A 23,647-nucleotide genomic window follows, 5' to 3' on the forward strand; every position below is an offset into this window, starting at 1 on the left:
CACCGTAGGCGCGCGGGGCGGGCACCGAGGGCGCGTTCCTTACTCTTGCAGTATGCGCATGCGTCCTACGTTGAGCTGGACCCCGAGCGGGGAGCTGCCGCCGGGCATCACCGATCCGGAGCCGGTCGTCGAGGCGCTGGGGGCGGGCGGGGTGCTCGTCCTCAGCGGGGCGGGCATCTCCACGGAGTCCGGCATCCCCGACTACCGGGGCGAGGGCGGCAGCCTGAGCCGGCACACCCCCATGACCTACCAGGACTTCACCGGCGGGGCACCGGCCCGGCGCCGGTACTGGGCCCGCAGCCACCTCGGCTGGCGCACCTTCGGCCGGGCCCGCCCCAACGCCGGGCACCGGGCGGTGGCCGCGTTCGGGCGGCACGGCCTGCTCTCGGGCGTGATCACGCAGAACGTCGACGGCCTGCACCAGGCGGCCGGGAGCGAGGACGTCGTGGAACTCCACGGCAGCCTCGACCGGGTCGTCTGCCTCTCCTGCGGCGACGTCAGCCCGCGCCGCGTCCTCGCCGCGCGCCTGGAGGAGGCGAACCCCGGCTTCGACCCGGTGGCCGCCGGGATCAACCCGGACGGCGACGCCGACCTCACCGACGACCAGGTCGGCGACTTCCGCGTGCTGCCCTGCACGGTCTGCGGCGGCGTCCTCAAGCCGGACGTGGTGTTCTTCGGCGAGTCCGTCCCGCCCGGCCGGGTCGAGCACTGCCGCACCCTGGTCCGCGAGGCGGCCGCGCTGCTGGTCCTCGGCTCCTCGCTGACGGTGATGTCCGGGCTCCGGTTCGTCCGCCAGGCGGCCGAGGCCGGGAAGCCGGTGCTCGTCGTCAACCTGGACCCGACCCGGGGCGACGTCCATGCCCTCGCGCGGGTCGCCCTCCCGCTGGGCCCGGCCCTCACCACCGTCGCCGACCGGCTCGGCGTCCCCGTGGGGGAGGGGACACCGGCCGACGGCGCCGGACTCAGCCGGTGAAGGAGTAGGTCGGCGTGGTGTTCTGGTAGGTCTGCGTGGTGGGCTGGTAGTCGAAGGAGTACGACAGGGTGTGCCCGGCGGCCAGCCTGACCGGCAGTTCCCAGCGGCCGGTGGCGCTGTTGTAGGTGGCCATGTAGTTCAGCGTGCCGCCGCCGTCGATGGCGTAGTGGACGGCGACGAAGGACTCCGCGCCCGCCGTGGGCTTGAACCAGATCGTGCGGCCGCCGTCGCCGCCGGTGGCCACGCCCTGCGTGTAGTCGCCCGCGGGCGGGGTGGTCGGGGGCGGTGTCGTGCCCCCGCCCGTGCAGGAGCCGCTCGCCCCGCCGACGAAGTAGCACGTGCGCAGTTCGGCGAGGAAGCTGTCGCGGACGGCCGGGTTCGCCTGGATGCGGGAGTCCCCCCAGTAGCCGTTGGAGCAGCCGGGGCCACCCGCGCTCGCGCCGTCGGCGCACTGCCACTGGGTCTGCGAGTCCCAGTCGGTGTTGATGTACGCGGCGACGCGGACGACGTCCCGGTTGGCCTCGATCCAGGACCAGTAGCCCGCGTACCACTCGCTCAGCAGCGTGGCGGCGCTGGTGGCCTGCGGGTTCTTCCGCATGATGCAGCTCTTGGTCGGGGCGGAGGCGCGGTAGCCCTGCGGCGCGGCCTCCGCGACCATGACCGGCTTGCCGTGGGCGCGGCTGAAGTCGAGGACCCGGTTCTGCAGCGTGACCGGGCTGATGTCGTACCGGCTGCAGCCCCACTGGGTGGCCAGGGAACCGGCGTTGTAGAAGTCGGAGAGCCCGACGTAGTCGACGTAACTGTCGCCGGGGTACCAGGGGTTGAGGTGGTTCGGGTCGGTGACCGTGTAGTGGTACTCGGGGTGGTCCGGCGAGGTGTTCAGGGGCCAGGCGGCGGTCTGCCAGACGGTGGCGACCTTCGTGGCGCCGAGGGCGTCGATGCGGCCCTTGACGTACTGGAACGCCTGCTTGAAGTAGTCACTGTTGTAGCAGTTCCAGGGCCCGTCGAACTCGTAGCCGATGCGCAGGAACACCGGGCGGTTCCAGGTCTTGAACTGGTTCAGCAGCCGGTCGAGGTCGCCCCGGTACTGCTGGGTGAGCTGCGGGGTGATGTCGGCGTCGGTGCGGCCGATGAGCGCCCGCAGCGGCTTGTTGACGCAGCCCGAGGTGGCGTCGGACAGGTAGAGGCCGACGGCGAGGGACGCGCCCGGGTACTGGGAGAGGGTCTTGCCGAAGTCCACCGTGCCGCTGCCCCAGTTCGCCGGGGAGAACACCCCGGCCAGCGGTGCCGGGCTGCCGCCCTCGACGAGGTTGGTGTAGAGCGTGACGCCGCCGGGTCTCGGGGCGTTGAGCGCGGTGTTGTCCAGGACCTGGGTCTTGTAGTCGGACAGGGTGTCGGAGTCCTGGCCCATGACGGGCAGGATTCTGCCGTCGGCGGGCAGGTTGCGGGCGGTCAGGGCCGCTAGAGATGGGGCGGGTGTGGCGGACGTGGTGGTTCCGGTCGCCGTGCCCGTGGTGAGCAGGGCGAGTACGGCGGCCAGTGACGCGGTGGATGCCACGAGGGCGGCGCGAAGTCTCAAGGCGGATCTCCCCGGCGGTGGATGCGGTGGGGGTAGGGGTGCGGGTGCCGTGACCGGCGCGGTGCGCTGACGCATGCTCGTGTGTGCGAGTGCGAGAAGAGGTTCCGAGAGTCGGAAACTATCCGTCAGTTTCCGATCCGGAACCGTAGAAGCGCACCGGGGACACGTCAATGCCCCAGACCGGATCGCCCTGTCGCGCCGCCTCGGATCAGTGCCCCGGCGGGCGGCCGGTGCTCTGCCGTTCGACGAGGGTGGTGGCCAGCTCCAGGCGGCGCATCCCGCCGGGCAGCACCTCGTCGACGCCCCGCAGGACGATGCGCGCGGCCATGGTGGCCATGTCGCTGAGGGGCTGACGGACGGTGGTCAGCGGCGGGGACGCCCAGGAGGCGACGGGCAGGTCGTCGAAGCCGACGACGCTGATGTCCCGCCCGACCTGCAGCCCGGCGCGGCGGACCGCGTCGTAGGCGCCGAGCGCCTGGAGGTCGCTGCTGGCGAAGATCGCGGTGGGCGGCTCGGGCAGTTCGAGGAGGTGCTCGGCGCCGGTGATGCCGGTCCCGTGGTGGAAGTCGCCGCGCACCTCCAGGTCGGGGTCCACGCCGATCCCGGCGCTCTCCAGGGCGGCGCGGTAGCCGTCGAGGCGGGCGCGGGCGCTGAGGACGTCCTCGGGGCCGGTGATCACGCCGATGCGGCGGTGGCCGAGACCGAGCAGGTGCTGGGTCGCGGCGAGTCCGCCGTGCCAGTTGGTCGCGCCGACCGAGGGGATGGAGGCGTCGGGGTTGCCGACCGGGTCGATGACGACCAGCGGTACGCCCAGCTCCTGGATCTTGCGGCGCTGGGCCTCGGCCAGGACCGTGACGGCCAGGATGACGCCGTCGCTGCCCCGCTTGGTGAGGTTGTCCAGCCAGCGCAGGGTGTCCGCGGGCCTGCCGTGCACGGCGGTGACCACCAGGCCGGTGTCGTGCTGGGCGGCGGCCTCCTGGACCCCGCGCACCACCTCGACCGACCAGGGGCTGTCCAGCTCGTTGATGACCAGGTCGATCAGCCCGACCGTGTGGGTCGGACGGCTGCGGCGCCGCACGTAGTTGTGGCTCTCCAGCAGCGACTCGACCCGCTGCCGGGTGGCGTCGGCGACATGTGCGTGGCCGTTGAGGACCTTGGAGACCGTCGCCACCGACACCCCCGCCTCACGGGCGATCTCCGCGATCGTCACGCGGGCGCCGGAACCGGTGCTCTCGGGCATGGACGTGCGGTCGGTCTCGGCCACGGGGCACCTCGCTGCTGTCGGCGGTCGCGGCCAGCGTAGAGGACGCCGCAGAAAGTTTCCGTGGCCCAGGGCCCTGACGTCCCGCCTTCACCCGTGATGCCACTGTTACTTACCGAAGCGTTGACGCCGACCGTTCGAAATCCTACGTTCCCTGTCGCGGAAACTGTCGGTAGTTTCGTTCGAGTGGGGCCGTGGTCGCACGGCTCCTCGGAGGAGCTCGTCACGATGAAGCGCGCACTGATCCTCAGAACGGCCCCCCTGGCCACGGCCGTCGTCCTGGCCCTCACGGCGACCGCGTGCGGCAGCGGCGGTCCGGGCGGCGGGGGAGCGGGGCCCGGCAAGGTCACGGTCTGGTCCCTCCAGGACACGGCGCTGAACCCGGTGCAGAAGAGATCGGTCAGCGCCTTCAACGCCTCCGCCGACGGCACCGAGGCGTCGATCCAGTTCTTCGTCAACGACCCCTACAAGCAGAAGCTCCAGACCGCGCTGGGCTCGCCCGCCGCGCCGGACGTCTTCCTCAACTGGGGCGGCGGCAACCTCTCCACGTATGTGAAGTCCGGCGACGCCGCCGATCTCGGCAGCGGCCTCTCCCCGTCCTTCAAGGCGAAGTTCCTGCCGAGTGTGATGGCCGCCGGGACGATCGACGGCAAGAGCTACGGCGTACCGATGGAAGGCATGCAGCCGGTCGCCCTGTTCACCAACAAGGACGTGCTCGCCGCGGCCGGTGTCGCCCATCCACCCAGGACCTGGCCGGAGTTGCTGGACGCCGTCGACCGGATGAAGGCGAAGGGCGTCACCCCGATCGCGCTGGCCGGCTCCCAGCCCTGGACCGAACTGATGTGGCTGGAGTACCTGTTGGACCGCGTCGGCGGCCCCCAGGTCTTCGCCCGCGTCCAGGACGGCAGCCCCGGTGCCTGGAAGGACCCCGCGGTACGCACCGCGCTCACCATGATCCGCGAGCTGGTCGACCGGGGCGCCTTCGGCACCAACTACGGTTCGGTGGGCCAGGATTCGGGCGGCGCGGATGCCCTCCTCGCCAAGGGGCGCGCCGGGATGGAGCTGATGGGCTCCTGGGAGTACGCGGGCCAGCTCGCCACCGCCCCGGACTTCGTGAAGCAGGGCAAGCTCGGCTGGACGACGTTCCCGACCGTCCCCGACGGCAAGGGCGACCCGCGGAACGTCGTCGGCAACCCCTCCAACTTCTTCTCCGTCACCGCCAAGTCCCGTGACCGGGCCGCCGCCGTCGGCTTCATCACCGACACCGTCACCCGGCCCGCCTACGTCAAGGACCTCATCGCCATCGGCCAGGTCCCGGCCGTCGTCGGCATCGAGGACCAGCTGAAGTCCGGCCCTAACGCCGACTACACCACCTTCATCTACCAACTGGTCAAGCGGGCACCGTCCTTCACCCAGTCCTGGGACCAGGCGCTGGACCCGGCCACCGCCCAGAAGCTGCTGACCAACCTCCAGCGGGTGTTCAACAAACAGTCCACGCCCCGCCAGTTCGTCTCCGCCATGGAAGCCGGATGAGGACCCCCGCCTCCGGACGGCCCGGCGCGCTCTGGGCCGTCCCCGCCCTGCTCTACTTCGCCCTGTTCGCCGTCGTCCCCATGGCCCTGGTCGTGGTCCTGAGCTTCTGCTCGTGGAGCGGCCTCGGCAGCCCGTCCTGGGCCGGGACGGCCAACTGGGCCCGGCTGACGCATGATCCGCAGCTCGGCCAGTCGCTGCGCCTCACCCTGCTGCTGACCGCGGTCACCTGGGCCGCGCAGACCCTGATCTGCCTGCCGCTGGGCGTCTGGTGCGCCGGTCACCAGCGCGGCCGGGCCGTGCTGAGCACGCTGTTCTTCCTCCCGCTGCTGATGTCCACCGCCGCCGTCGCCCTGCTCTTCGCCGCCCTGCTGGACCCCAACTTCGGTCTGGCGCACACCGTCGGCCCCTGGCTGGGCGTCGGGGACGGCAACTTCATCGGCAGCCCCCGCCTGGCGCTGTGGACGATCATGGCCGTCATCACCTGGCAGTTCGTACCGTTCCACACCCTGCTCTACCAGGCCGCCGCCCGCCAGGTGCCCGCCCAGCTCTACGAGGCGGCCACCATCGACGGCGCCGGGCGCTGGCGGCAGTTCTTCTCCGTCACCGTGCCCCAGCTGAGGGACACCGTCGTCACCTCGACGGTGCTCATCCTCGTCGGCTCGCTGACCTACTTCGACATCGTGCTCATCCTCACCAACGGCGGCCCCGGCACCGCCACCCGCATCCTGCCGCTGCACATGTACCTGACCGGGTTCAGCAGCTTCGACATGGGCTACGCGAGTGTCCTCGCCGTGCTGCTGCTGGTCACCGGCACCACGCTGTCCCTGGTGGTCGTCCGTGTCACCGGTTTCGGGCGCATGACCAGCCGCCGGGAAGGACTGTGATGGCCGCCCGGACGCCCGACCGGCTCGGCGGCCTGGGAGCCGCGATCTGGCTGGTGATCGTGGCCGTACCGCTCTACTACGTGGTGGCCTCCAGCCTCCGCGAGAAGAGCGACTACCTGGACTCCGGCCCCCTGTCCCCGCCGCACCACCCCGTGCTCGCCAACTACCGCACCGTGCTGGACTCCGGCTTCGCCACCTACCTGTGGAACAGCCTCCTGGTCACCGTCTGCACGGTCGCCCTGGTCCTCGCCCTGGCGCTGCCCGCCGCCTACGCGATCGTCCGCGGCCGCAGCCGGCTCGTGGCCCTCGGCTTCTCCGCGCTGCTGATGGGCCTGGCGATCCCGGCACAGGCCACCATCGTGCCCGTCTACCTGCTGATCACCCGGCTGCACACCTACGACACCCTCACCGCGATCGTCCTGCCCACTGCCGCCTTCTCCCTGCCGATGGCGGTCCTGGTCCTCACCTCGACCCTGCGGGACATCCCCGGCGAGCTGTACGAGGCGATGACCGTGGACGGCGCCAACGCCACCCACACCTTCCGCGCCCTGGTACTGCCCCTGACCCGGCCCGGCCTGGTCACCATCGGCGTCTACACCTCGCTCGGCGCCTGGAACGGCTTCATCTTCCCGCTGGTCCTCACCCAGAGCGACGCCCGCCGCACCGCGACGCTCGGCCTGTGGAACTACCAGGGCCAGCAGGGCGGCGTCGACGTCCCCGCGACCATGGCCGCCGTCGTCCTGTCCCTGCTGCCGCTGCTCGTCGCCTACCTCTTCGGCCGCCGCCATCTGCTCGGCGGCCTGACCGCCGGTTTCGGCAAGTGACCCTCGCAGCCCGCCCGGAAAGGCACCCATGACCACCGGAGCCACCACCTCCGCCACCCCGTCCGCGTCCCGCGCCGGACAGCCCGCCACGATCACCAACCCGGTGCTGCCCGGCTTCCACCCCGACCCCTCCCTGCTGCGCGTCGGCGACGACTACTACCTGGCCACCTCGACCTTCGAATGGTGCCCCGGTGTCCGCGTCCACCACTCCCGCGACCTCGTGCACTGGCGCCCGCTGCCCGGCGCACTGGGGGAGCGCCGACTGCTGGACCTCGCCGGGGTCCCGGACTCCGGCGGGGTGTGGGCGCCCTGCCTCTCGTACGCGCACGGGCTGTTCCACCTGGTCTTCACCCGCGTCGACAACCACCACGGCGGCTGGTGGGACGCGCAGAACTTCGTCACCACCGCACCCACCCCCGAGGGGCCCTGGTCCGACCCGGTGCCGGTGCACGCCCGCGGCTTCGACCCGTCACTGTTCCACGACGAGGACGGCCGCTGCTGGATGCTGTCGCTGACCGGCGACTGGCGCCCGCGCCGCGACCCCTTCGCCGGAATCCAGGCCCAGCGCTGGGACTGCGCCACCGGCCGCCTCACCGGCGAGGTCCGCACGATCTTCCACGGCACCGAGGCGGGCGTCACCGAGGGCCCCCACCTGTACCGGCGCGACGGCTTCTACTACCTGATGACCGCCGAGGGCGGCACGTCCTACGACCACCAGGTCACCGTCGCCCGCTCCCGCACCCTCCTCGGCCCGTACGAGCCCGACCCGGCCGGCCCCACCCTCACCTCGCGCGGCCGCCCCCACCTTCCGCTGCAGAAGGCCGGTCACGGCAGCCTGGTCGAGACGCGGACCGGCGAGTGGTACCTCGCCCACCTCACCGGCCGGCCCGGCACCCCGCTCGGCCGGTGCGTGCTCGGCCGGGAGACCGCCCTCCAGCGGGTGGAGTGGTCCGACGACGGCTGGCCGCGCGTCCCCGGCGGCATCCCCGCCGAGCACGTCCCCGCACCCCGGCTCCCCGCCCACCCCTTCCCGGCCCAACCCGCCCGCGACGACTTCGACACCGCCCGCCTCGGCCCCCACTGGGCCACCCTGCGCCGCCCCGCCACCCCCGACTGGGCCGACCTCACCTCCCGCCCCTCCCACCTCCGCCTGCACGGCGGCCAGTCACCGCGCGGCCTCCGTACCCCCAGCCTGGTCGCCCGGCGCGCCACCGCCCCGCACTGCTCCCTGGAGACCTCGGTCGAGTTCGCCCCCGCCACCACCCGCCAACTCGCCGGTGTCACCGCGTACTACGACAGCCGGAATTGGCACTACGCCTACCTCACCCGCGACGACGAGGGACGCCGGGTGCTGGCGCTGCTCACCTGCGACGACGGCGAGCGGGTGGAGGGCCCCACGCTGGCGCTGCCCGGCAGCGGGCCCGTAGAGCTGCGCGTGACCCTGGACCTGCCTCGCGTCCGCTTCGAGTACCGCCTCCCGGACGGGAGTTGGACGGCCCTCGGGGCGCCGCTGGACGCGACGATCCTGTCCGACGAGTACGCGGGCGAGAAGCAGGCCCCCGACGGCCGGGCCGCCAGCCCCGCCTTCACCGGCGCCTTCCTCGGCCTGTGGGTCCAGGACATCGGCGCCGACGGCGGGTACGCCGACTTCGACCACGCGACCTACCACGAGCACTGACTCCCCCCACCGCGCAAGGAGTTCCATCGTGCCCCTGTCGAAACGCCGCCCCACCGCCCTGCTCGCGGCCCTCCTCTGCGTCGTCGCCGCGCTCACCGCCGCCGCCCCGGCCGCCCGCGCGGCGGCTCCCGCCCCGCGCGCCCTGCTCGTCGGCCAGGGCAACACCGGAGCCTGGAACGACCTGACCACCGCCACCGGGGCGAGCCCCCAGGGCGGTTCCGTCTACTACGGCGTCCGCGACGGCCGCTTCTCCGGCGCCTGCGGCACCGGCTGCCAGTCCGACTACGCCTCGTTCCTCGCCGACCGGGGCAAGCAGATCGAGGTCGGCGTGAGCTGGAAGGACGACCCGCCCGGCTGGAACGGCGACAACGCCACCAAGCAGACCGCCGTCCAGCGGGCGACCGCCGACATCGCCGCGGGCCGGTACGACGGCCAGTTCGCGGCCCTCTCCTCCTTCATCGCCGCCCACCCCTCGGCCACCTTCCTCGTCCGCGTCGACTACGAGGTCAGCTCCGCGTTCTTCTGCACGGGCGGCACCGACTGCGCCCCGTACCGCAACGCCTTCCGCCATGTCGCCCAGACCGTGCGGGCACGCAGCGGGGCGGGGAGCCGGGTGCAGTTCGTCTACCACCCGGTGCGTGGGGAGTTCGACAAGCTCTACCCCGGCGACGACACCGTGGACTGGGTCGGCGTCAGCGTCTTCAACCAGGACCTGTGCCAGCCCTACCGGGAGAACGGCACCACCTACTGGAACGGCACCCAGGACACCACCGCCCGCACCTGCTCCGGCTACTACGACGACTACGTGAACGGCAACGTCAACGCCCTCCCGCACGGCTACCCGGTCGACCTCAACATCCTCCGGATGATGTGGTGGGCGAAGCAACACCGCAAGCCCCTGCTCGTCGCGGAGTCCGGCGTCCAGCGGATGTCGGACCAGCTCGCCTCCGACGGCACCCAGCCCGACGCCGACCACACCGCGTTCATGCAGCGCCTGCACACCCTGGTCACCTACCGGGGCCCGCTGCCCAACGGCGTCGTCGACGGCGCCCAGACCCACTTCATCGGCACCGGCTACGACCTCTCCGATGTGGTGCGCGCCGTCACGTACATCGACATCGACTGGCGCTACGGCTTCGACGGCCAGACCTCCCCCGGCGCCCCCATGTCCGTGCCCTTCTCCAGCGGCTGGCACGTCAACTCCCTGATCAGCCGCTACCCCCAGGGCCGGGCCGCCTTCTGCCGGATGCTGAGCGGCGACGGCTTCGCCACCACCTGCCGATGACCGAGGAGGACTCGTGAGACACGTGACGTGGAAGGCGGCGGTGACGGCGGGCTCGGTCCTGGGCGTGCTGCTGCCCGCCGCGACCCCGGCGGCCGCGGCGCCGCAGGTGATCACGGTGGACACCGGAGCGCAGAGCGGGCCGATGAAGAAGCCCGGACTCGGTTCGCTGTTCGGTGTCGCCGCACAGCCGGACACCCCCGCATCCCTCGCCGGGCAGACGCAGAACCTCCTCGCCCAGCACGCGAGCGCGGACGGCGACACCAGCTATCCGACCTCCACGGAGACCGTGGCGGGGAAGCTGTCCGGCACCGGAGTGCGGATGATCGTCCGCTACAACGACCTGATGGGCGGCTGGCCGTACGTCTGGAAGGGCATGAACGACTGGCTGTCCAAGGTGGACAGCGCGACGAGGTCCATACAGAAGTACCGCTCCCAGGTCTACGCGGTCGCCCCCTTCAACGAGCCGGACAACAAACTCGGCACCTCGCCCGACAGCCCGTTCATGACCGACCCGCAGGTCCAGGGCGGCACCTACGACGCCAAGGTGAACTGGCTGTGGACGCAGACCGTGCGCCGCATCCGGGCCATCGACGCCACGGTCCCGATCACGGGGCCCGGCTACGAGCACTACAACCCGTGGGAGTCCGCCGACCGGCAGCCGAGGATGCGCGCCTTCCTCCAGGGCGCCCTGCGGGACGGCACCGTCCCGGACATCATCGGCTGGCACAGCCTGGGCCCGAGCCCCGGTGACGTACCCGAGAACCTGACCCGCTACTACCGGCCGCTCGAGCGTGAACTCGGGCTGCCGGGCGCGCCGAAGCCCGTGGTGATCGAGGAGTACGGCCCGGGCAGCGGCGACTTCGAGGGCGTGCCCGGAACGATGGTCAAGCACTGGGCGGAGTTCGCCCGCTACGGCGTCGACGCCGCGTCGATGGGCACCTACACGAACGTCGGGCTGCTGGGCAACACGCTCAGGCGCACGGCGTCGGGGCGGCTCGCACCGAACGCCGGGTGGTACTTCGAGAACTGGTACCAGCAGATGCGGGGCACCCGACTGGCGGTCAGCCGCTGGGACACCCGCCACTATCAGGCCGCCGACGGGGTGGCCTCCTGGGACTCCGGCAGCCGCGCCGTGACCCTGCTGGCGGGCGGCGAGACGGGCGACCAGCAGGTACGGCTGCTGGGCCTCGCAGCCCGCGGTCTCGGCCCCCAGGTCCGGGTGCGGGTCGACTACACGCACTGGACGGACGACCCGAACGCCACCGACCGCACCGTCGAACGTGCCGGGGACCCGCAGAGCGGCGGCTACAACATCCTCGACAAGATCATGACCCTGGACGGGTCGGGCAACCTGACCGTGCCCATCCAGGGCATGCGGCAGTACGACGGCTACCGCCTCACCGTCACCCCCGCCGCCGCGCCCGCCACCTACCCCACCAAGTACGAGGCCGAGCGGGCCCGCCTGACCGGCGCCGTGCTCCACACCGGCTCCGACACCGCGTCGGCCTCCGGTGGCGCGTACGTCGGCGGCCTGGACACGGCCGCGTCCTTGGCCGCCTTCACCGTCGACGCCCCGGTCGCGGGCATCTACACGATGGCCGTGCGCTACGCCAACGGCACCACGACGGACGCCACCCACCGGGTGACGGTCAACGGCCGCGACCAGCAGCCCGTCAGCTACCCGCCGACGGGAGGCTGGCTCGACACCGAACCGCATCTCGTCCACACGCGCGTGCGGCTCGACACCGGCCAGAACACCGTCACCCTGGCCAAGGGCACCGGATACGCGGAGCTGGACTACATCGACGTCCGCCCCGACACCCACCGGTACGAAGCCGAACTCGCCGCCGTCACCGGAGCACGCATCCGTCCCTTCGCCTACAACGCGTTCCCCGACTACGTCGGCGGCCTCGACCAGAGCGACAGCGCGGTCGACTTCGCCGTCCAGGCCCCGGCGGCCGGCACCTACCGCTTCACCGTCGGCTACGCCGACGGCACCACGGCACCGGCCACCCACCAGGTCTGGGTCAACGGCAGCAGCCGGACCACCATGACCTACCAGCCCACCGGCGCGTGGCTCGGTACGGCCGCCCAGGACCGGGTGGAGGCGCAGTCCTCGGTGCGGGTCACCCTCACCCAGGGCGTCAACCACATCCGCCTGGCCAAGGCCGACGGCTACGCCGAACTCGACTGGGGAGTGCTGTCCACCGACTGACACTCCCGTCCCCGTCCCAGTCCCCCAGGAGTCTCGATGAACCTGTCCTTACCACCCCTGCTCCGCCGCCTCACCGGCGTGCTGACCGTGCTGCTGCTGGGCGCCTCACTGGCCCTGGCACATCCCGGAACCGCCCACGCGGGCACCCGGATCTGCGACAAGTTCGGCAGCGCGACCATCGGCGGCGGCCGCTACATCGTGCAGAACAACGAGTGGGGTGACGACACCCCGCAGTGTCTCGACGTCACCGCCTCCGGCTTCGACATCACCACGGCGAGCCACAACGTCCCGACCAACGGCGCGCCCGCGTCCTACCCCTCGATCTACGCGGGCTGCCACTACGGCAACTGCACCTCCGGCAGCCAACTGCCCCTGAGAGTGAGCGACTTCGGCAACCCGCGGACCACCGTCGCCTACCACACCGCCGGCGGCTCCTGGGATGCCGCGTACGACGTCTGGTTCGACACCAGCCCCAACCCGGCGGGACAGAACAACGGCGCCGAGCTGATGATCTGGGGCAACCACGCCGGGCCGCCCCAGCCCGCGGGCGCCAAGGTCGGCACCGCGAACCTCGCGGGCGCCACCTGGGACGTCTGGGAGGGCCGCCTGTCCAACGGCGGGATCTCCTGGAACGTCGTCTCGTACGTGCGGCAGCAGGGCACCAACAGCCTCGATGTCCGCATCAAGGACTTCACCAACGACGTCATCGCCCGTGGCTACATGAGTTCCGCCTGGTACATGACCAGCGTGCAGTTCGGCTTCGAGCCGTGGGTCGGCGGCACCGGACTCGGCGTGGACAACTTCTCCTTCACCGCCGACGGAAGCGGCGGAGGAGGCGGCGGGGGCGCGGTCGTCGGCCAGGGGAGCGGACGCTGCCTCGACGTCGACGCCGCGGGCACCGCCGACGGCTCGACCGTCCAGCTGTGGGACTGCAACGGGTCGGTGGCGCAGAAGTGGAACCGGGTGGGCAACACCTTCGTGAACCCGAACTCGGGCAAGTGCCTCGACGTCTCCGGTCAGCGCACCGCCAACGGCACCGCGGTCCAGCTCTGGAGCTGCCTCAACAACCCCGCCCAGCAGTGGGTCACCAACTCCAACGGCACGATCGTCAACCCGAACTCGGGCAAGTGCCTCGACGCGGTCGGCCAGGGAACCGCCAACCGCACCCGCCTCCAGATCTGGGACTGCTTCGCGGGCGGCACCCAGCCCAACCAGGTGTGGTCCCTGCGCTGAACCCCTGAACCGCTGAACCGCTGAACCCCCGATCACCGTCCGCCGGGCCGGTCCGGCCCTTCCGGTCCGGCGGACGGTCCCAGGCCCGGGTCCCTACGCCCGGTCCTCGTGGATCAGCTCGTACGGCAGCAGGTCCGGGCGCTTGGCCGGGAGGCCGTCGCCGGAGGAGCGGCCGGTGAGGCGGCGGGCTATCCACGGCAGCAGGTACTGGCGGGTGAAGCGGACGTCGGCGACCCGGCGGTCCCGCCAGCCGGGCGGCGGGGTGGCCGCCATCGGGGTGCGCCACTCGGCGTCCTCCGCGTCGTGGCCGAGCTCCTGCCAGACCGCCTCCGCCACCCTGCGGTGCCCCTCGTGTGTCAGGTGCAGCCGGTCCACGTCCCACAGGCGCGGGTCGCCCAGCGACGGCGCGCCGTACAGGTCGACCACCACCGCGTCGTGCTTGGCGGCCAGCTCGTCGACGCAGGCGAACAGCTCCTCCATGCGCGGCCGGAACCGGTCCAGCACCGGGCCCTGGCGGCCGGGGCTGCGCATCAGCACCAGCCGCTCGCAGTTCGGCGCCAGCGTTTCCACGGCCTCGGTCAGCAGGTCCCGTACCCGGACCATGTCGCACTTGGGGCGGAGGGTGTCGTTGAGCCCGCCGACCAGGGTGATCACGTCGGGGCGCATCGCGGCCGCGAGCGGGACCTGCTCGTCCACGATCTGCTGGATCAGCTTGCCGCGCACCGCCAGGTTGGCGTACCGGAAGCCGGGGGTCCGGGCGGCCATCCGGGCCGCGAGGAGGTCCGCCCAGCCCCGGTAGGAGCCGTCGGGCAGCTGGTCCGACATGCCCTCGGTGAAGGAGTCGCCGACGGCGACGAGGCTGGTGTACGCGGGAGGTGTGGGATTCGTCTGCATGGCGACAGCGATGGTATCCCGGCGCCATACCCACCAGTCGGTGCCCCCGCCCCCTCCCTGGCCCCTCCCGGCCCCGGCGCCCCTCAGGCGGGCTGGCCGAACAGCTCCCGCAGCACATCCTCCATGGTCACCAGACCGGCCAGCTTCCCGTCCGCGCCGGTCACCGCCGCGACGTGCGTACGGCTGCCGCGCATCGCGGTCAGCACGTCGTCCAGCGGGGACGTCTCCCGGACCCGCGCGATCGGCCGCATGTCGCGCAGCCGGAACGGCACGTCACGCGGCGAGGCGTCCAGCGCGTCCTTCACATGGAGGTAGCCCACGATCCGGCGCCCCACGTCGACCACCGGGAACCGGGAGAACCCCGACTCGGCCGACAGCCGCTCCAGCTCCTCCGGGGTGACGCCGACGCCCGCGTAGACCACCCGCTCCAGCGGCACCACCACGTCCTTCACCGGGCGGCTGCCCAGCTCCAGCGCGTCGTGCAGCCGCTCCTGCGCCCGGTCGTCGATCAGACCGGCCTCGGTGGCGTCCTTGACGATCTCGGCCAGCTCGGTGTCGGTGAACGTCGCCGACACCTCGTCCTTGGCCTCCACCCGCAGCAGCTTCAGCAGCCCGTTGGCGAAGGCGTTGATCGTGAAGATCACCGGACGCAGGGCACGGGACAGCGCCACCAGCGGCGGGCCGAGCAGCAGCGCGCTGCGCACCGGCTCGGCCAGCGCGATGTTCTTCGGCACCATCTCGCCCAGCAGCATGTGCAGATAGGTGGCGAGGGTCAGCGCGATCACGAAGGACACCACGTGCCCGGCGCCCGAGGGCACCCCGGCCGCGTGGAACACCGGCTCCAGCAGATGCGCGATGGCGGGCTCCGCGACCACACCGAGCACCAGCGTGCACAGCGTGATGCCGAGCTGGGCGGCGGCCAGCAGCGCCGACACGTGCTCCAGCCCCCACAGCACCCGCCGGGCCCGCTTGTCGCCCTCCTGGGCCAGCGGCTCGACCTGCGAGCGGCGCACCGAGATCAGTGCGAACTCGGCGCCCACGAAGAAGGCGTTGACGACGAGGGTCGCCAGGCCGATCAGCAGCTGTACGGCGGTCATCGCGCCCTCTCCGTCGACTCGTCGGCGTGCCGTTGGTGCGCGGGGTCCGCCACCGGAGCGTGCAGCAGCACCCGCGCGGCCCGGTGCCCGGAGGCGTCCACCACGTCCAGCCGCCAACCGTCCGTCTCCACGCTGTCCCCGACCCGCGGGATGCGGCCCAGCTCGGTGGCGACCAGCCCGGCCAGCGTCTCGTACGGGCCCTCGGGCACCCGGAGGCCCACCCGCGCGAGCTGGTCGGTGCGGGCCGCGCCGTCCGCCGAGTACAGGGCACGGCCCCGGTCGTCGGTGCCCGCGGGGGCCAGGTCGGGGGTCTCGTGCGGGTCGTGCTCGTCGCGGACCTCGCCGACGACCTCCTCGACGATGTCCTCCAGCGTCGCCACGCCCGCCGTGCCGCCGTACTCGTCTATGACGACGGCCATGGTCCGCCTGCCCGACAGCCGGTCCAGCAGCCGGTCCACGGTCAGCGACTCCGGGACCAGCAGGGGTTCGCGCATGATCCGGGTGACCGGGCGGAAGGGGCGGTCCTCGGCGGGCAGCGCCAGGACGTCCTTGATGTGGGCGACGCCGACGACCGAGTCCAGGTTGCCCTGGTACACCGGGAACCGGGACAGGCCGGTGGCCCGCGTCGCGTTCGCCACGTCCTCACAGGTGGCCTGCGTGTCGAGGGCGACGACCTGGACACGCGGGGTCATCACGTTCTCCGACGTCAGGTCGGCGAGGTTCAGCGTGCGCACGAACAGCTCGGCGGTGTCCGGCTCCAGCGCGCCCGCCTTCGCGGAGTGCCGGGCGAGCGCCACCAGTTCCTGCGGGCCGCGCGCGGAGGCCAGCTCCTCGGCGGGTTCCAGGCCGAAGCGGCGTACCGCGCGGTTGGCGGTGTTGTTGAGGTGCGTGATGAACGGGCGGAAGGCCAGGCTGAACCAGCGCTGCGGGGTGCCCACCCGCTTGGCCACCGTCAGCGGCGAGGAGATCGCCCAGTTCTTCGGCACCAGTTCGCCGACCACCATCAGGAACACCGTCGACAGCGCGGTGCCGAGGACCAGCGCGGCGGAGCTCGCCGCGGTGGCGGACAGGCCCATGTCACGGAAGGGCCCCGCGAGCAGCGCGGCGATCGACGGCTCGGCGAGCATGCCGACGACCAGGTTGGTGACGGTGATGCCGAGCTGGGCGCCGGAGAGCTGGAAGGTGAGGCTGCGTACGGCCTTCAGCGCGCCGGAGGCACCGCGCTCGCCACGCGCCGCGGCCCGCTCCAGTTCGCCGCGCTCGACCGTGGTCAGCGAGAACTCGGCCGCCACGAAGGCGCCGCAGGCGAGCGACAGCAGGATCGCCACCAGCAGGAGCAGCACTTCGGTCATCGGGTCACCTCCGTCCCAGGATCGGTCAGGACGGGGTGGACCGCGCGATGTCGGTGGCGCGGACTGGGAGGATCGCCCATGGGTGGACGCTCACAACCTTTCATCGAGTGCCGAGATGCTGCCTCAATGGTAAAGGATCAGCAAAGCGGCCTCGCTGGATCTCAGCGGGACCTCAGCCCGTCAGCGGCTTGACCCAGCGGCGCCACTTCTCCTCCGGCCCATACCCCGCCGCGCTCCAGGCATGGTGCGCGGTCTCGTTGCGGACCAGCACCATCGCGTCCACCCGGCGCCCGCCCAGCGCGGCGAACCGGTCCTCGGCGGCCGCCAGCAGTGCCCGCGAGACGCCCCGGCGGCGGTGGCCGGGGTGCACCGCGAGCCGGTAGGCGGAGCACCGCCAGCCGTCGAATCCCGCGATGACCGTGCCCACCAGGGCCCCGCCCAGCTCGGCGAGGAGCAGCGCCTCCGGGTCCCGTTCGATCAGCCGGGCCACCCCGGCGTGGTCGTCGCTGATGCTCGTGCCCTCGGCCGCCTCGCCCCAGAACGCCAGCACGGTGTCGATGTCGGCGGGAGTGGCGTGACGTATCCGCGGATCGCTCATGGGCCGAGCCAAGCAGAGCGCCCGGCCGCCGGACCAGGGAGTTTCCGGTATGTGAGACCCCGGCGGCCGGACCTGACCCGTCAGCGGGACTGGTCCCGCTCCCGGCGCACCTGGGCCCGGCGCCCCTTGACGTTGGCGCCGCGCATCGCGTTCACCACGTCGTCCGCCGCCTCCTCGGGCACCTCCACCAGCGAGAAACGGTCCGCGATCTCGATCGCCCCGATGTCCCGCCCGCTCAGCCGGGTCTCCCCGGCGATGGCGCCGACCAGATCCTGCGGACGCACCCCCGAACTGCGCCCGGCCCCGACGAACAGCCGGGTCATCCCCGGCGAGGTCCGCTGGGGGCGCCGCCCGCGCGGACCCCGGTCACGGTCGCCCCGGCCCCGGTCGCCGCGGTCCCGGTCGCGGTCCCTCGGCGCCAGCTCCGGGATCTCCTCCTCGTCGAACGCCGCGCCGCCCGACTCGTGGGCCAGCTTCACCGCCGCCAGCGCCACGTCCATCACGTCGAACTCGTCCCCGAGGGTCTCCACCACCACCCGGAACCGCTCCAGGTCCTCGTCCTCCAGCAGGCTCTCGTGCAGCGCGGCCCGCGTCAGCTCCAGCCGCCTGGCCCGCAGATCCGCGACCGAGGGCACCTTCTCCAACGGGACCTTCCGGCCGGTCGCCCGCTCGATCGCCTTCAGCATCCGGGACTCGCGCGGCTCCGCCAGCGTGATCGCCACCCCCTCACGCCCGGCGCGCCCGACCCGGCCGATCCGGTGCACGTACGACTCCGGCGCCGAGGGCACGTCGTAATTGATCACATGCGTCAGATGCTCGACGTCGATACCGCGGGCCGCGACGTCGGTGGCGACCAGCAGATCCGCCGTACCGCCGCGCAGCCTGCCCATCACCCGGTCCCGCTGCTCCTGGCTCAGGCCGCCGTGCAGCGCCTCGGCGCGGTAACCGCGGCCGTTCAGGGTCTCGGAGAGCTGGTCGACCTGGTCACGGGTGCGGCAGAACACGATCGCCGCCTCCGGGGACTCCACGTCCAGCAGCCGCCCCAGCGCGGCCGCCTTCTGCGCCCGCCCCACGATGTACGCCGACTCCCGGATGCGCGGCGCCTCACCCGGCGCCGGGGCTTCCCGCTCGATCCGCACCCGGACCGGGTCGCTGAGGTGCTTGCGCGCCATGGAGTCGATCCGCGAGGGCATCGTCGCCGAGAACAGCACCGTCTGCCGCTCCTCCGGCACGTTCTCCAGGATCGAGTCGATGTCCTCCGCGAACCCCATGTCCAGCATCTCGTCGGCCTCGTCCAGCACGACCGTGCGCAGGCCGCCGAGGGGCAGCGTGCCGCGCGCGATGTGGTCCAGGGCCCGGCCCGGCGTCGCCACCACCACGTCCACCCCGCGCTGGAGTTCGCGCAGCTGGCGGCCGATGGGCTGCCCGCCGTAGACCGGCAGCACGCGCACGCCGAGGTCGGTGCCGTAGCGGTGCACGGCCTCCGAGACCTGGATGGCCAGCTCACGGGTGGGCACCAGCACCAGGGCACTGGGCCCCTTGCCCTTGCCGTCGCGGGCGATGCGCTGGATCACCGGCAGCGCGAACGCGGCGGTCTTGCCGGTGCCCGTGGCCGCCTGCCCGAGCAGGTCGTTGCCCTCCAGCAGGGGCGGGATGGCCTCCTGCTGGATCGGGGTGGGCTCCTCGTAGCCGAGCGCGCTCAGCGCCCGCTGGATCTCGGGGGCCAGGTCGAGATCGGCGAAGCCGACCTGCCCTTCGCTGGTGTTGGTCGTCATGGCGCATCCCTTTTCCGGCTGGGGGACGCGATACCCGGACCCGTGGTCCAAGGGGTTGGTGGCCGGCCGGCCGGGCTCGGCCCGGACGACGCCCGGACCCGGTGTACGAGCCCGAAGTCCGCGCCGGGACGCGCCCCCTTGCAGATCACGCGGTACGGACCATCTATACCGTGCCGTGCCGGACGGAAACCCGCCACCCGACCGGCCCCGGCCCGCTCACTCGTGCGCGATCGCGGCCAGCACGTTCATCCGCGAGGCCCGCAGTGCCGGGAGCAGGGCCGCCACCACGCCCACCACCGCCGAGCCGATCATCACGGCGACGATGGTGCCCCACGGCACCTGGAGCTCCTTCAGCCCGCGCAGCGCCAGCACCTGCTGACCGCACACGCCCCACACCAGCCCCAGCGCCAGCCCGAGCACCGCGCCGAACACGGCGATCACCACCGACTCCAGCCGGATCATCCGGCGCAGCTGCCGCCTGCTCAGCCCGATCGCCCGCAGCAGCCCGATCTCCCGGGTGCGCTCGACCACCGACAGCGCCAGGGTGTTGACCACCCCGAGCACCGCGATGACGATCGCCAGCCCGAGCAGCGCGTACACCAGGAACAGCAGCACCGAGATCTGGTCGTGCACCAGCTTCTTGTAGTCGGCCTGGTCGCGGACCTGGAGCTGTGGATACGGCTTGAGCGCCGACTCCAGGGAGGACCGCAGCTCCGCCGCGTCGGTGCCGGGGGCGGCGTTGACGAAGAGCACCGAGTCCTGGGCGCCGGGCACGTACCGGTCCACCGTCCTCAGGCCCAGGAAGATCCCGCCCTGCGTGCCGAACCCCTCCGGCGACTCCAGGTTGGTGAGCGCGCCGACCGTGATCCGCGCCTCGCGTCCGCCGGGGAACTCCACCGGCAGCACGGTGCCGATCCGCGCGCCGTGGTCCTGCGCGAACCCGGCGTCCATCGCCAGCCGCCCGTCCGCCAGCGCGGCCCCGGTGCCGCCGCGCGCGTAGGTGAGGTGCACGACGTCGTCCAGGCCCGGCCCGTAGCCCGACGCGGCCGTCTGCACCCGCCTGCCGTCCGGCATCCGCACCGCGAGCGGTGTGATCCGCTGCGCTACGACGAGCCCGACGCCCTCGGTGCCGCGGACCGTGCGCCGTACGTCGTCGCTGAACGGCGTGAAGTTGGTGCTCTGCACGATGAAGTCGGACCCGAGCGTGCGGTCGATCTGCCGGTCGAACGAGGCCGACATCGAGGCACTGGCCACCGACATCCCGCCGACCAGCGCCAGCCCCACCATCAGCGCCGCCGCCGTGGCACCCGTGCGCCGCGGATTGCGCAGCGCGTTGCGCTGGCTCATCCGGCCCACCGAACCGAACAGCGCCGGGAACGCGCCGCCCAGCACCCGGATCACCGGCCGCACCAGCAGCGGCCCGGCGATCACCGTGGCGATCAGCGTCAGCACCACGCCCAGCCCCAGCAGCGCGGCAGCCGGAGCCGCCTTCGTCGCCGCCACGCATCCGGCGAGCGCCGCCGCCCCGGCCACGCCCATGACGGCGCCCGCGACGGCCCGGCCGGTCAGCGGCTTGTCGATCCCGGCGATCTCCGCGTCCGACAGCGCCGCCATCGGCGACACCGTCGCCGCCCGCCGCGCGGGCAGGTACGCGGCGACGAAGGTGACGCCCACCCCGACCACGTACGCCGCGACCGGCGTGCTCCAGCCGATCACCATCTCCGTGGCCTTCAGGTTCATCCCGAACAGGCTCATCAGCCGGATCAGCCCGTACGCCATCCCGATCCCGGCCGCGAGCCCCAGCGTGGAGCCCACCACCCCGAGCAGCAGCGCCTCCAGCAGCACCGACCGCCGCACCTGCCGCCGGTCCGCGCCCAGCGCCCGCAGCAGGCCCAGCTCACGGGTGCGCTGCGCGATCAGCATCGAGAAGGTGTTGACGATCAGGAAGATGCCGACGAGTACCGCGATCCCGGCGAAGCCCAGCATCACGTACTTGATCACGTCGAGGAACCCGCCGAGGTTCGCCGCCGCCGACTTGGCCTGCTCGGCGGCGGTCTTCAGGTCGTAGTTCCCACTGCCGATCGCGGCGGCGACCCGGTCCTTCAGCACCGGGTCGGTGACGCCCGGCGCCGCCTCCACCGAGATGGCGGTGGCCTTGGCCGCCGAGCCCAGCAACTGCTTCCCGGCCGTGGCCTGGTCCAGGAAGACCAGCGCCGCGCCGGGGTTGGTGGTCCGGAACGTGGCGATGCCCACGACCCGTACCCGGAACGTCCCCGGCTGCGCCTGCACGGTCAGCGTGTCGCCGATCCGTACGTGCTTCTTGTCCGCGGTGTCCGCGTCGAGCAGCGCCTCGCCCGCCCCGCGCGGCGCGTGACCCGAGGTCAGCTCCACCGGGCTGCGGTCGGTCAGGTACCAGGAGGTCGCGATCGTCGGCGCGCCGGTGGTCGGGCCGACGGACCGGTTCCGGCCGTCGATCACCGTGATGTTCTGCACCGACACGTCCGCGTGCGCCGACGCGACACCGGGGACCTTCGCGACCCGGCCCGCGAGGTCCGCGGGCACGGTCTGCACCCCGCCGCCCGGCACCGGGGAGCGCAGGTCCTGCTTCGGGCCGACCGTCACGTCCGCCGCGGTGGAGGCGAACAGCCGGTCGAAGGTACGGGTCACCGTGTCCGAGAAGATCAGACTGCCCGAGACGAACGCCACGGACAGCACGACGGCCAGCGCGGAGAGCGCCAGCCGCCCCTTGTGCGCGAGAAAACTGCGCAGCGTCGCCTTGAGCACGGGGTTCAGTCCTCCCGCGCCACGGCGCCGTCGCCGAGCCTGCCCCGGACCACGTCGAAGGCCTTCATCCGCTCCAGCACGGTGTCCGCCGTGGGCCGCTCCATCCGGTCCACGATCCTGCCGTCGCCGAGGAAAAGCACCAGATCGGAGTGGGCGGCCGCGCCCGGGTCGTGCGTGACCATGACGACGCTCTGCCCGAGGTCGTCCACCGCGCCGCGCAGGAAGCCCAGCACCTCCAGACCCGAGCGGGAGTCCAGGTTGCCGGTGGGCTCGTCCGCGAAGATCAGCTCCGGCTGCGAGGCCAGCGCCCGCGCGCACGCGACGCGCTGCTGCTGACCGCCGGACAGCTCCGCCGGGCGGTGGCCGAGCCGGTCGCGCAGCCCCAGGCTGTCGATCACCTGGTCCACCCAGCCGGGCTCCGGACTGCGGCCCGCGATGTCCATGGGCAGCGTGATGTTCTCCGCCGCCGTCAGCGTGGGGATCAGATTGAACGACTGGAAGACGAACCCGATCCGGTCCCGGCGCAGCCGGGTCAGCTCCCCGTCCTTCAGCCCGGTGATCTCGGTGTCCCCGAGCCACACCTGACCGGCCGAGACCGTGTCCAGCCCCGCCAGGCAGTGCATCAGCGTCGACTTCCCCGACCCGGACGGCCCCATCACGGCGGTGAACCGCCCGCGCGCGATGTCCACGTCCACCGAGTCCAGCGCGATCACGGCCGTCTCCCCGGTGCCGTACGCCTTGGTCAGCCCACGAGCACGAGCCACCGTCCCGTCCCCCGGCACCGCGCCCGGCGCGTCCTGAGCAGCAGATGTGAACAAGATGCACTCCCCGTCGCCTCGACATCCCGACTCCTCGGCCATGGCCGAGCCTAGTGTGACCCGAACCACACCTGAAACGATGTTCGGCAATCGGTGGAGCCGTGGATGCAAGAGCGCCGCGGAAAGGCGAGACTCCGTACGTTCCTACCCCGCGCTCTCCCGCTCCCGGAACCCGTCCGGGTCCCACGTCCCCCACAGCCGGGGCGACAGCCAGGAGGGTGCCTGGGTGCGGAACTCCGCCGGGGGCAGGGCGCCCGTGCCCTGGGGGAGGGCGCCCAGCAGGGGGGCTGCCGCCGCCTCCGGGAGGTCGGTGACGTTGCAGCGGGTGGCCAGGTCGGGGGAGGCCGGCCAGGAGCCGATCACCACGCCGGTCAACTCCAGCTCGCGGGAGCGTAGTTCGCGGGCCGTGAGTTCGGTGGAGTTGAGGGTGCCCAGGCCCGCCGGGGCGACCAGGAGGACCGGGGCGCTCAGGAAGGACGCGGCGTCGGCCAGGGTGCCGCCCTCCGCGTCGAAGCGGACCAGGAGGCCGCCCGCGCCCTCCACCAGGACCAGGTCGTGATCGGTGGCCAGCTTGGCCGCCGCCTCGGCCACGTCCTGCGGCCGCACCGGGGGCAGACCGGCCCGGCGGGCGGCCGTGGCGGGGGCCAACGGGTCGGGGTAGCGCGCCAGTTCGCGGGCCGTGACCGGGCCCGCCAGGCGGGCCACCTCGTCGGCGTCGCCGCGTTCGTCGGGGCGCACCCCGGTCTGCGCGGGCTTCAGGACGGCCACCGAGCGGCCGGCCGCGAGGGCGGCGGCCGCCACGGCGGCCGTCACCATCGTCTTCCCGATCTCCGTCCCCGTGCCCGTGATCACCAGTACCGGCAT

At 72.5% G+C, this 23,647-nt stretch carries 18 protein-coding genes; 8 read left to right on the forward strand and 10 right to left on the reverse strand.

The genetic code is table 11. The features are described 5' to 3' along the window. The first annotated feature begins 52 nt into the window (after positions 1-52). The gene (locus ACIPPM_RS18245) at positions 53-973 is read left to right on the forward strand and encodes an NAD-dependent protein deacetylase (protein WP_401448713.1); all 921 of its coding nucleotides are present in this window, start codon (positions 53-55) and stop codon (positions 971-973) included. Here ACIPPM_RS18245 and ACIPPM_RS18250 read toward each other — a convergent pair. Next, positions 963-2,531 carry an endo-1,3-beta-xylanase gene (locus ACIPPM_RS18250; RefSeq protein WP_401448715.1) on the reverse strand — a complete coding sequence of 523 codons (1,569 nt, stop codon included), beginning with the start codon at positions 2,529-2,531 and terminating at the stop codon, positions 963-965. The genes ACIPPM_RS18245 and ACIPPM_RS18250 overlap by 11 nt on opposite strands. A 229-nt stretch (positions 2,532-2,760) precedes the next feature. Beyond that, positions 2,761-3,792, reverse strand: a complete 1,032-nt coding sequence (locus tag ACIPPM_RS18255) for a LacI family DNA-binding transcriptional regulator (RefSeq protein ID WP_401450092.1) — start codon at positions 3,790-3,792, stop codon at positions 2,761-2,763. Positions 3,793-4,041: 249 nt separating this feature from the next. On the opposite strand from ACIPPM_RS18255, the gene ACIPPM_RS18260 reads away from it, so the two are divergent. From ACIPPM_RS18260 to ACIPPM_RS18290, 7 genes are read left to right on the forward strand one after another with little or no spacing between them, the layout of a single operon-like run. Next, a complete protein-coding gene (locus ACIPPM_RS18260; RefSeq protein ID WP_401448717.1) occupies positions 4,042-5,346 on the forward strand; it encodes an extracellular solute-binding protein in 1,305 nt (434 codons plus the stop codon). Further along, complete coding sequence (locus ACIPPM_RS18265; protein WP_401448720.1) at positions 5,343-6,230, forward strand: carbohydrate ABC transporter permease; 888 nt, start codon at positions 5,343-5,345, stop codon at positions 6,228-6,230. The genes ACIPPM_RS18260 and ACIPPM_RS18265 overlap by 4 nt, the downstream gene beginning before the upstream one ends. Continuing rightward, positions 6,230-7,054: a carbohydrate ABC transporter permease gene (locus tag ACIPPM_RS18270; protein ID WP_401448722.1), complete on the forward strand. Its 825-nt coding sequence runs from the start codon at positions 6,230-6,232 to the stop codon at positions 7,052-7,054. Before ACIPPM_RS18265 ends, ACIPPM_RS18270 begins: the two co-directional genes overlap by 1 nt. Positions 7,055-7,082: 28 nt before the next feature. Further along, a complete protein-coding gene (locus tag ACIPPM_RS18275; RefSeq protein WP_401448724.1) occupies positions 7,083-8,732 on the forward strand; it encodes a glycoside hydrolase family 43 protein in 1,650 nt (549 codons plus the stop codon). Between the two features lie 28 nt (positions 8,733-8,760). Next, complete coding sequence (locus tag ACIPPM_RS18280; RefSeq protein ID WP_401448726.1) at positions 8,761-10,017, forward strand: hypothetical protein; 1,257 nt, start codon at positions 8,761-8,763, stop codon at positions 10,015-10,017. Positions 10,018-10,030: 13 nt separating this feature from the next. Beyond that, a complete protein-coding gene (locus ACIPPM_RS18285) occupies positions 10,031-12,232 on the forward strand; it encodes a CBM35 domain-containing protein (protein WP_401448729.1) in 2,202 nt (733 codons plus the stop codon). A gap of 36 nt (positions 12,233-12,268) precedes the next feature. Further along, complete coding sequence (locus ACIPPM_RS18290) at positions 12,269-13,465, forward strand: RICIN domain-containing protein (RefSeq protein ID WP_401448732.1); 1,197 nt, start codon at positions 12,269-12,271, stop codon at positions 13,463-13,465. Positions 13,466-13,558: 93 nt separating this feature from the next. Here the strand turns inward: ACIPPM_RS18290 and ACIPPM_RS18295 are convergent, their stop codons facing one another. The 8 genes from ACIPPM_RS18295 to bioD all read right to left on the reverse strand — a co-directional run bounded on the left by ACIPPM_RS18295 (position 13,559) and on the right by bioD (position 23,647). Then, positions 13,559-14,359 carry an SGNH/GDSL hydrolase family protein gene (locus ACIPPM_RS18295; RefSeq protein WP_401448734.1) on the reverse strand — a complete coding sequence of 267 codons (801 nt, stop codon included), beginning with the start codon at positions 14,357-14,359 and terminating at the stop codon, positions 13,559-13,561. A gap of 83 nt (positions 14,360-14,442) precedes the next feature. Continuing rightward, on the reverse strand, positions 14,443-15,456 hold the full coding sequence (locus tag ACIPPM_RS18300) for a hemolysin family protein (RefSeq protein ID WP_393593528.1): 1,014 nt from the start codon (positions 15,454-15,456) through the stop codon (positions 14,443-14,445). Beyond that, positions 15,453-16,808 (reverse strand): hemolysin family protein, encoded by a 1,356-nt coding sequence (locus tag ACIPPM_RS18305; RefSeq protein WP_401448737.1) that lies wholly within the window; start codon positions 16,806-16,808, stop codon positions 15,453-15,455. The genes ACIPPM_RS18300 and ACIPPM_RS18305 overlap by 4 nt, the downstream gene beginning before the upstream one ends. Positions 16,809-16,980: 172 nt before the next feature. Beyond that, positions 16,981-17,406, reverse strand: a complete 426-nt coding sequence (locus ACIPPM_RS18310; protein ID WP_401448740.1) for a GNAT family N-acetyltransferase — start codon at positions 17,404-17,406, stop codon at positions 16,981-16,983. Positions 17,407-17,486: 80 nt separating this feature from the next. Beyond that, entirely contained in the window at positions 17,487-19,181 is a 1,695-nt protein-coding gene (locus tag ACIPPM_RS18315; protein WP_401448742.1) for a DEAD/DEAH box helicase, read from the reverse strand. Positions 19,182-19,397: 216 nt separating this feature from the next. Continuing rightward, the gene (locus ACIPPM_RS18320; RefSeq protein ID WP_401448744.1) at positions 19,398-21,965 is read right to left on the reverse strand and encodes an ABC transporter permease; all 2,568 of its coding nucleotides are present in this window, start codon (positions 21,963-21,965) and stop codon (positions 19,398-19,400) included. Positions 21,966-21,970: 5 nt separating this feature from the next. Further along, a complete protein-coding gene (locus ACIPPM_RS18325; RefSeq protein WP_401448746.1) occupies positions 21,971-22,825 on the reverse strand; it encodes an ABC transporter ATP-binding protein in 855 nt (284 codons plus the stop codon). Positions 22,826-22,927: 102 nt separating this feature from the next. Next, positions 22,928-23,647: a dethiobiotin synthase gene (gene bioD, locus ACIPPM_RS18330; protein ID WP_401448748.1), complete on the reverse strand. Its 720-nt coding sequence runs from the start codon at positions 23,645-23,647 to the stop codon at positions 22,928-22,930.

It is taken from the genome of Streptomyces sp. NPDC090119 (assembly GCF_044747085.1).
Taxonomy (GTDB): Bacteria; Actinomycetota; Actinomycetes; order Streptomycetales; family Streptomycetaceae; genus Streptomyces.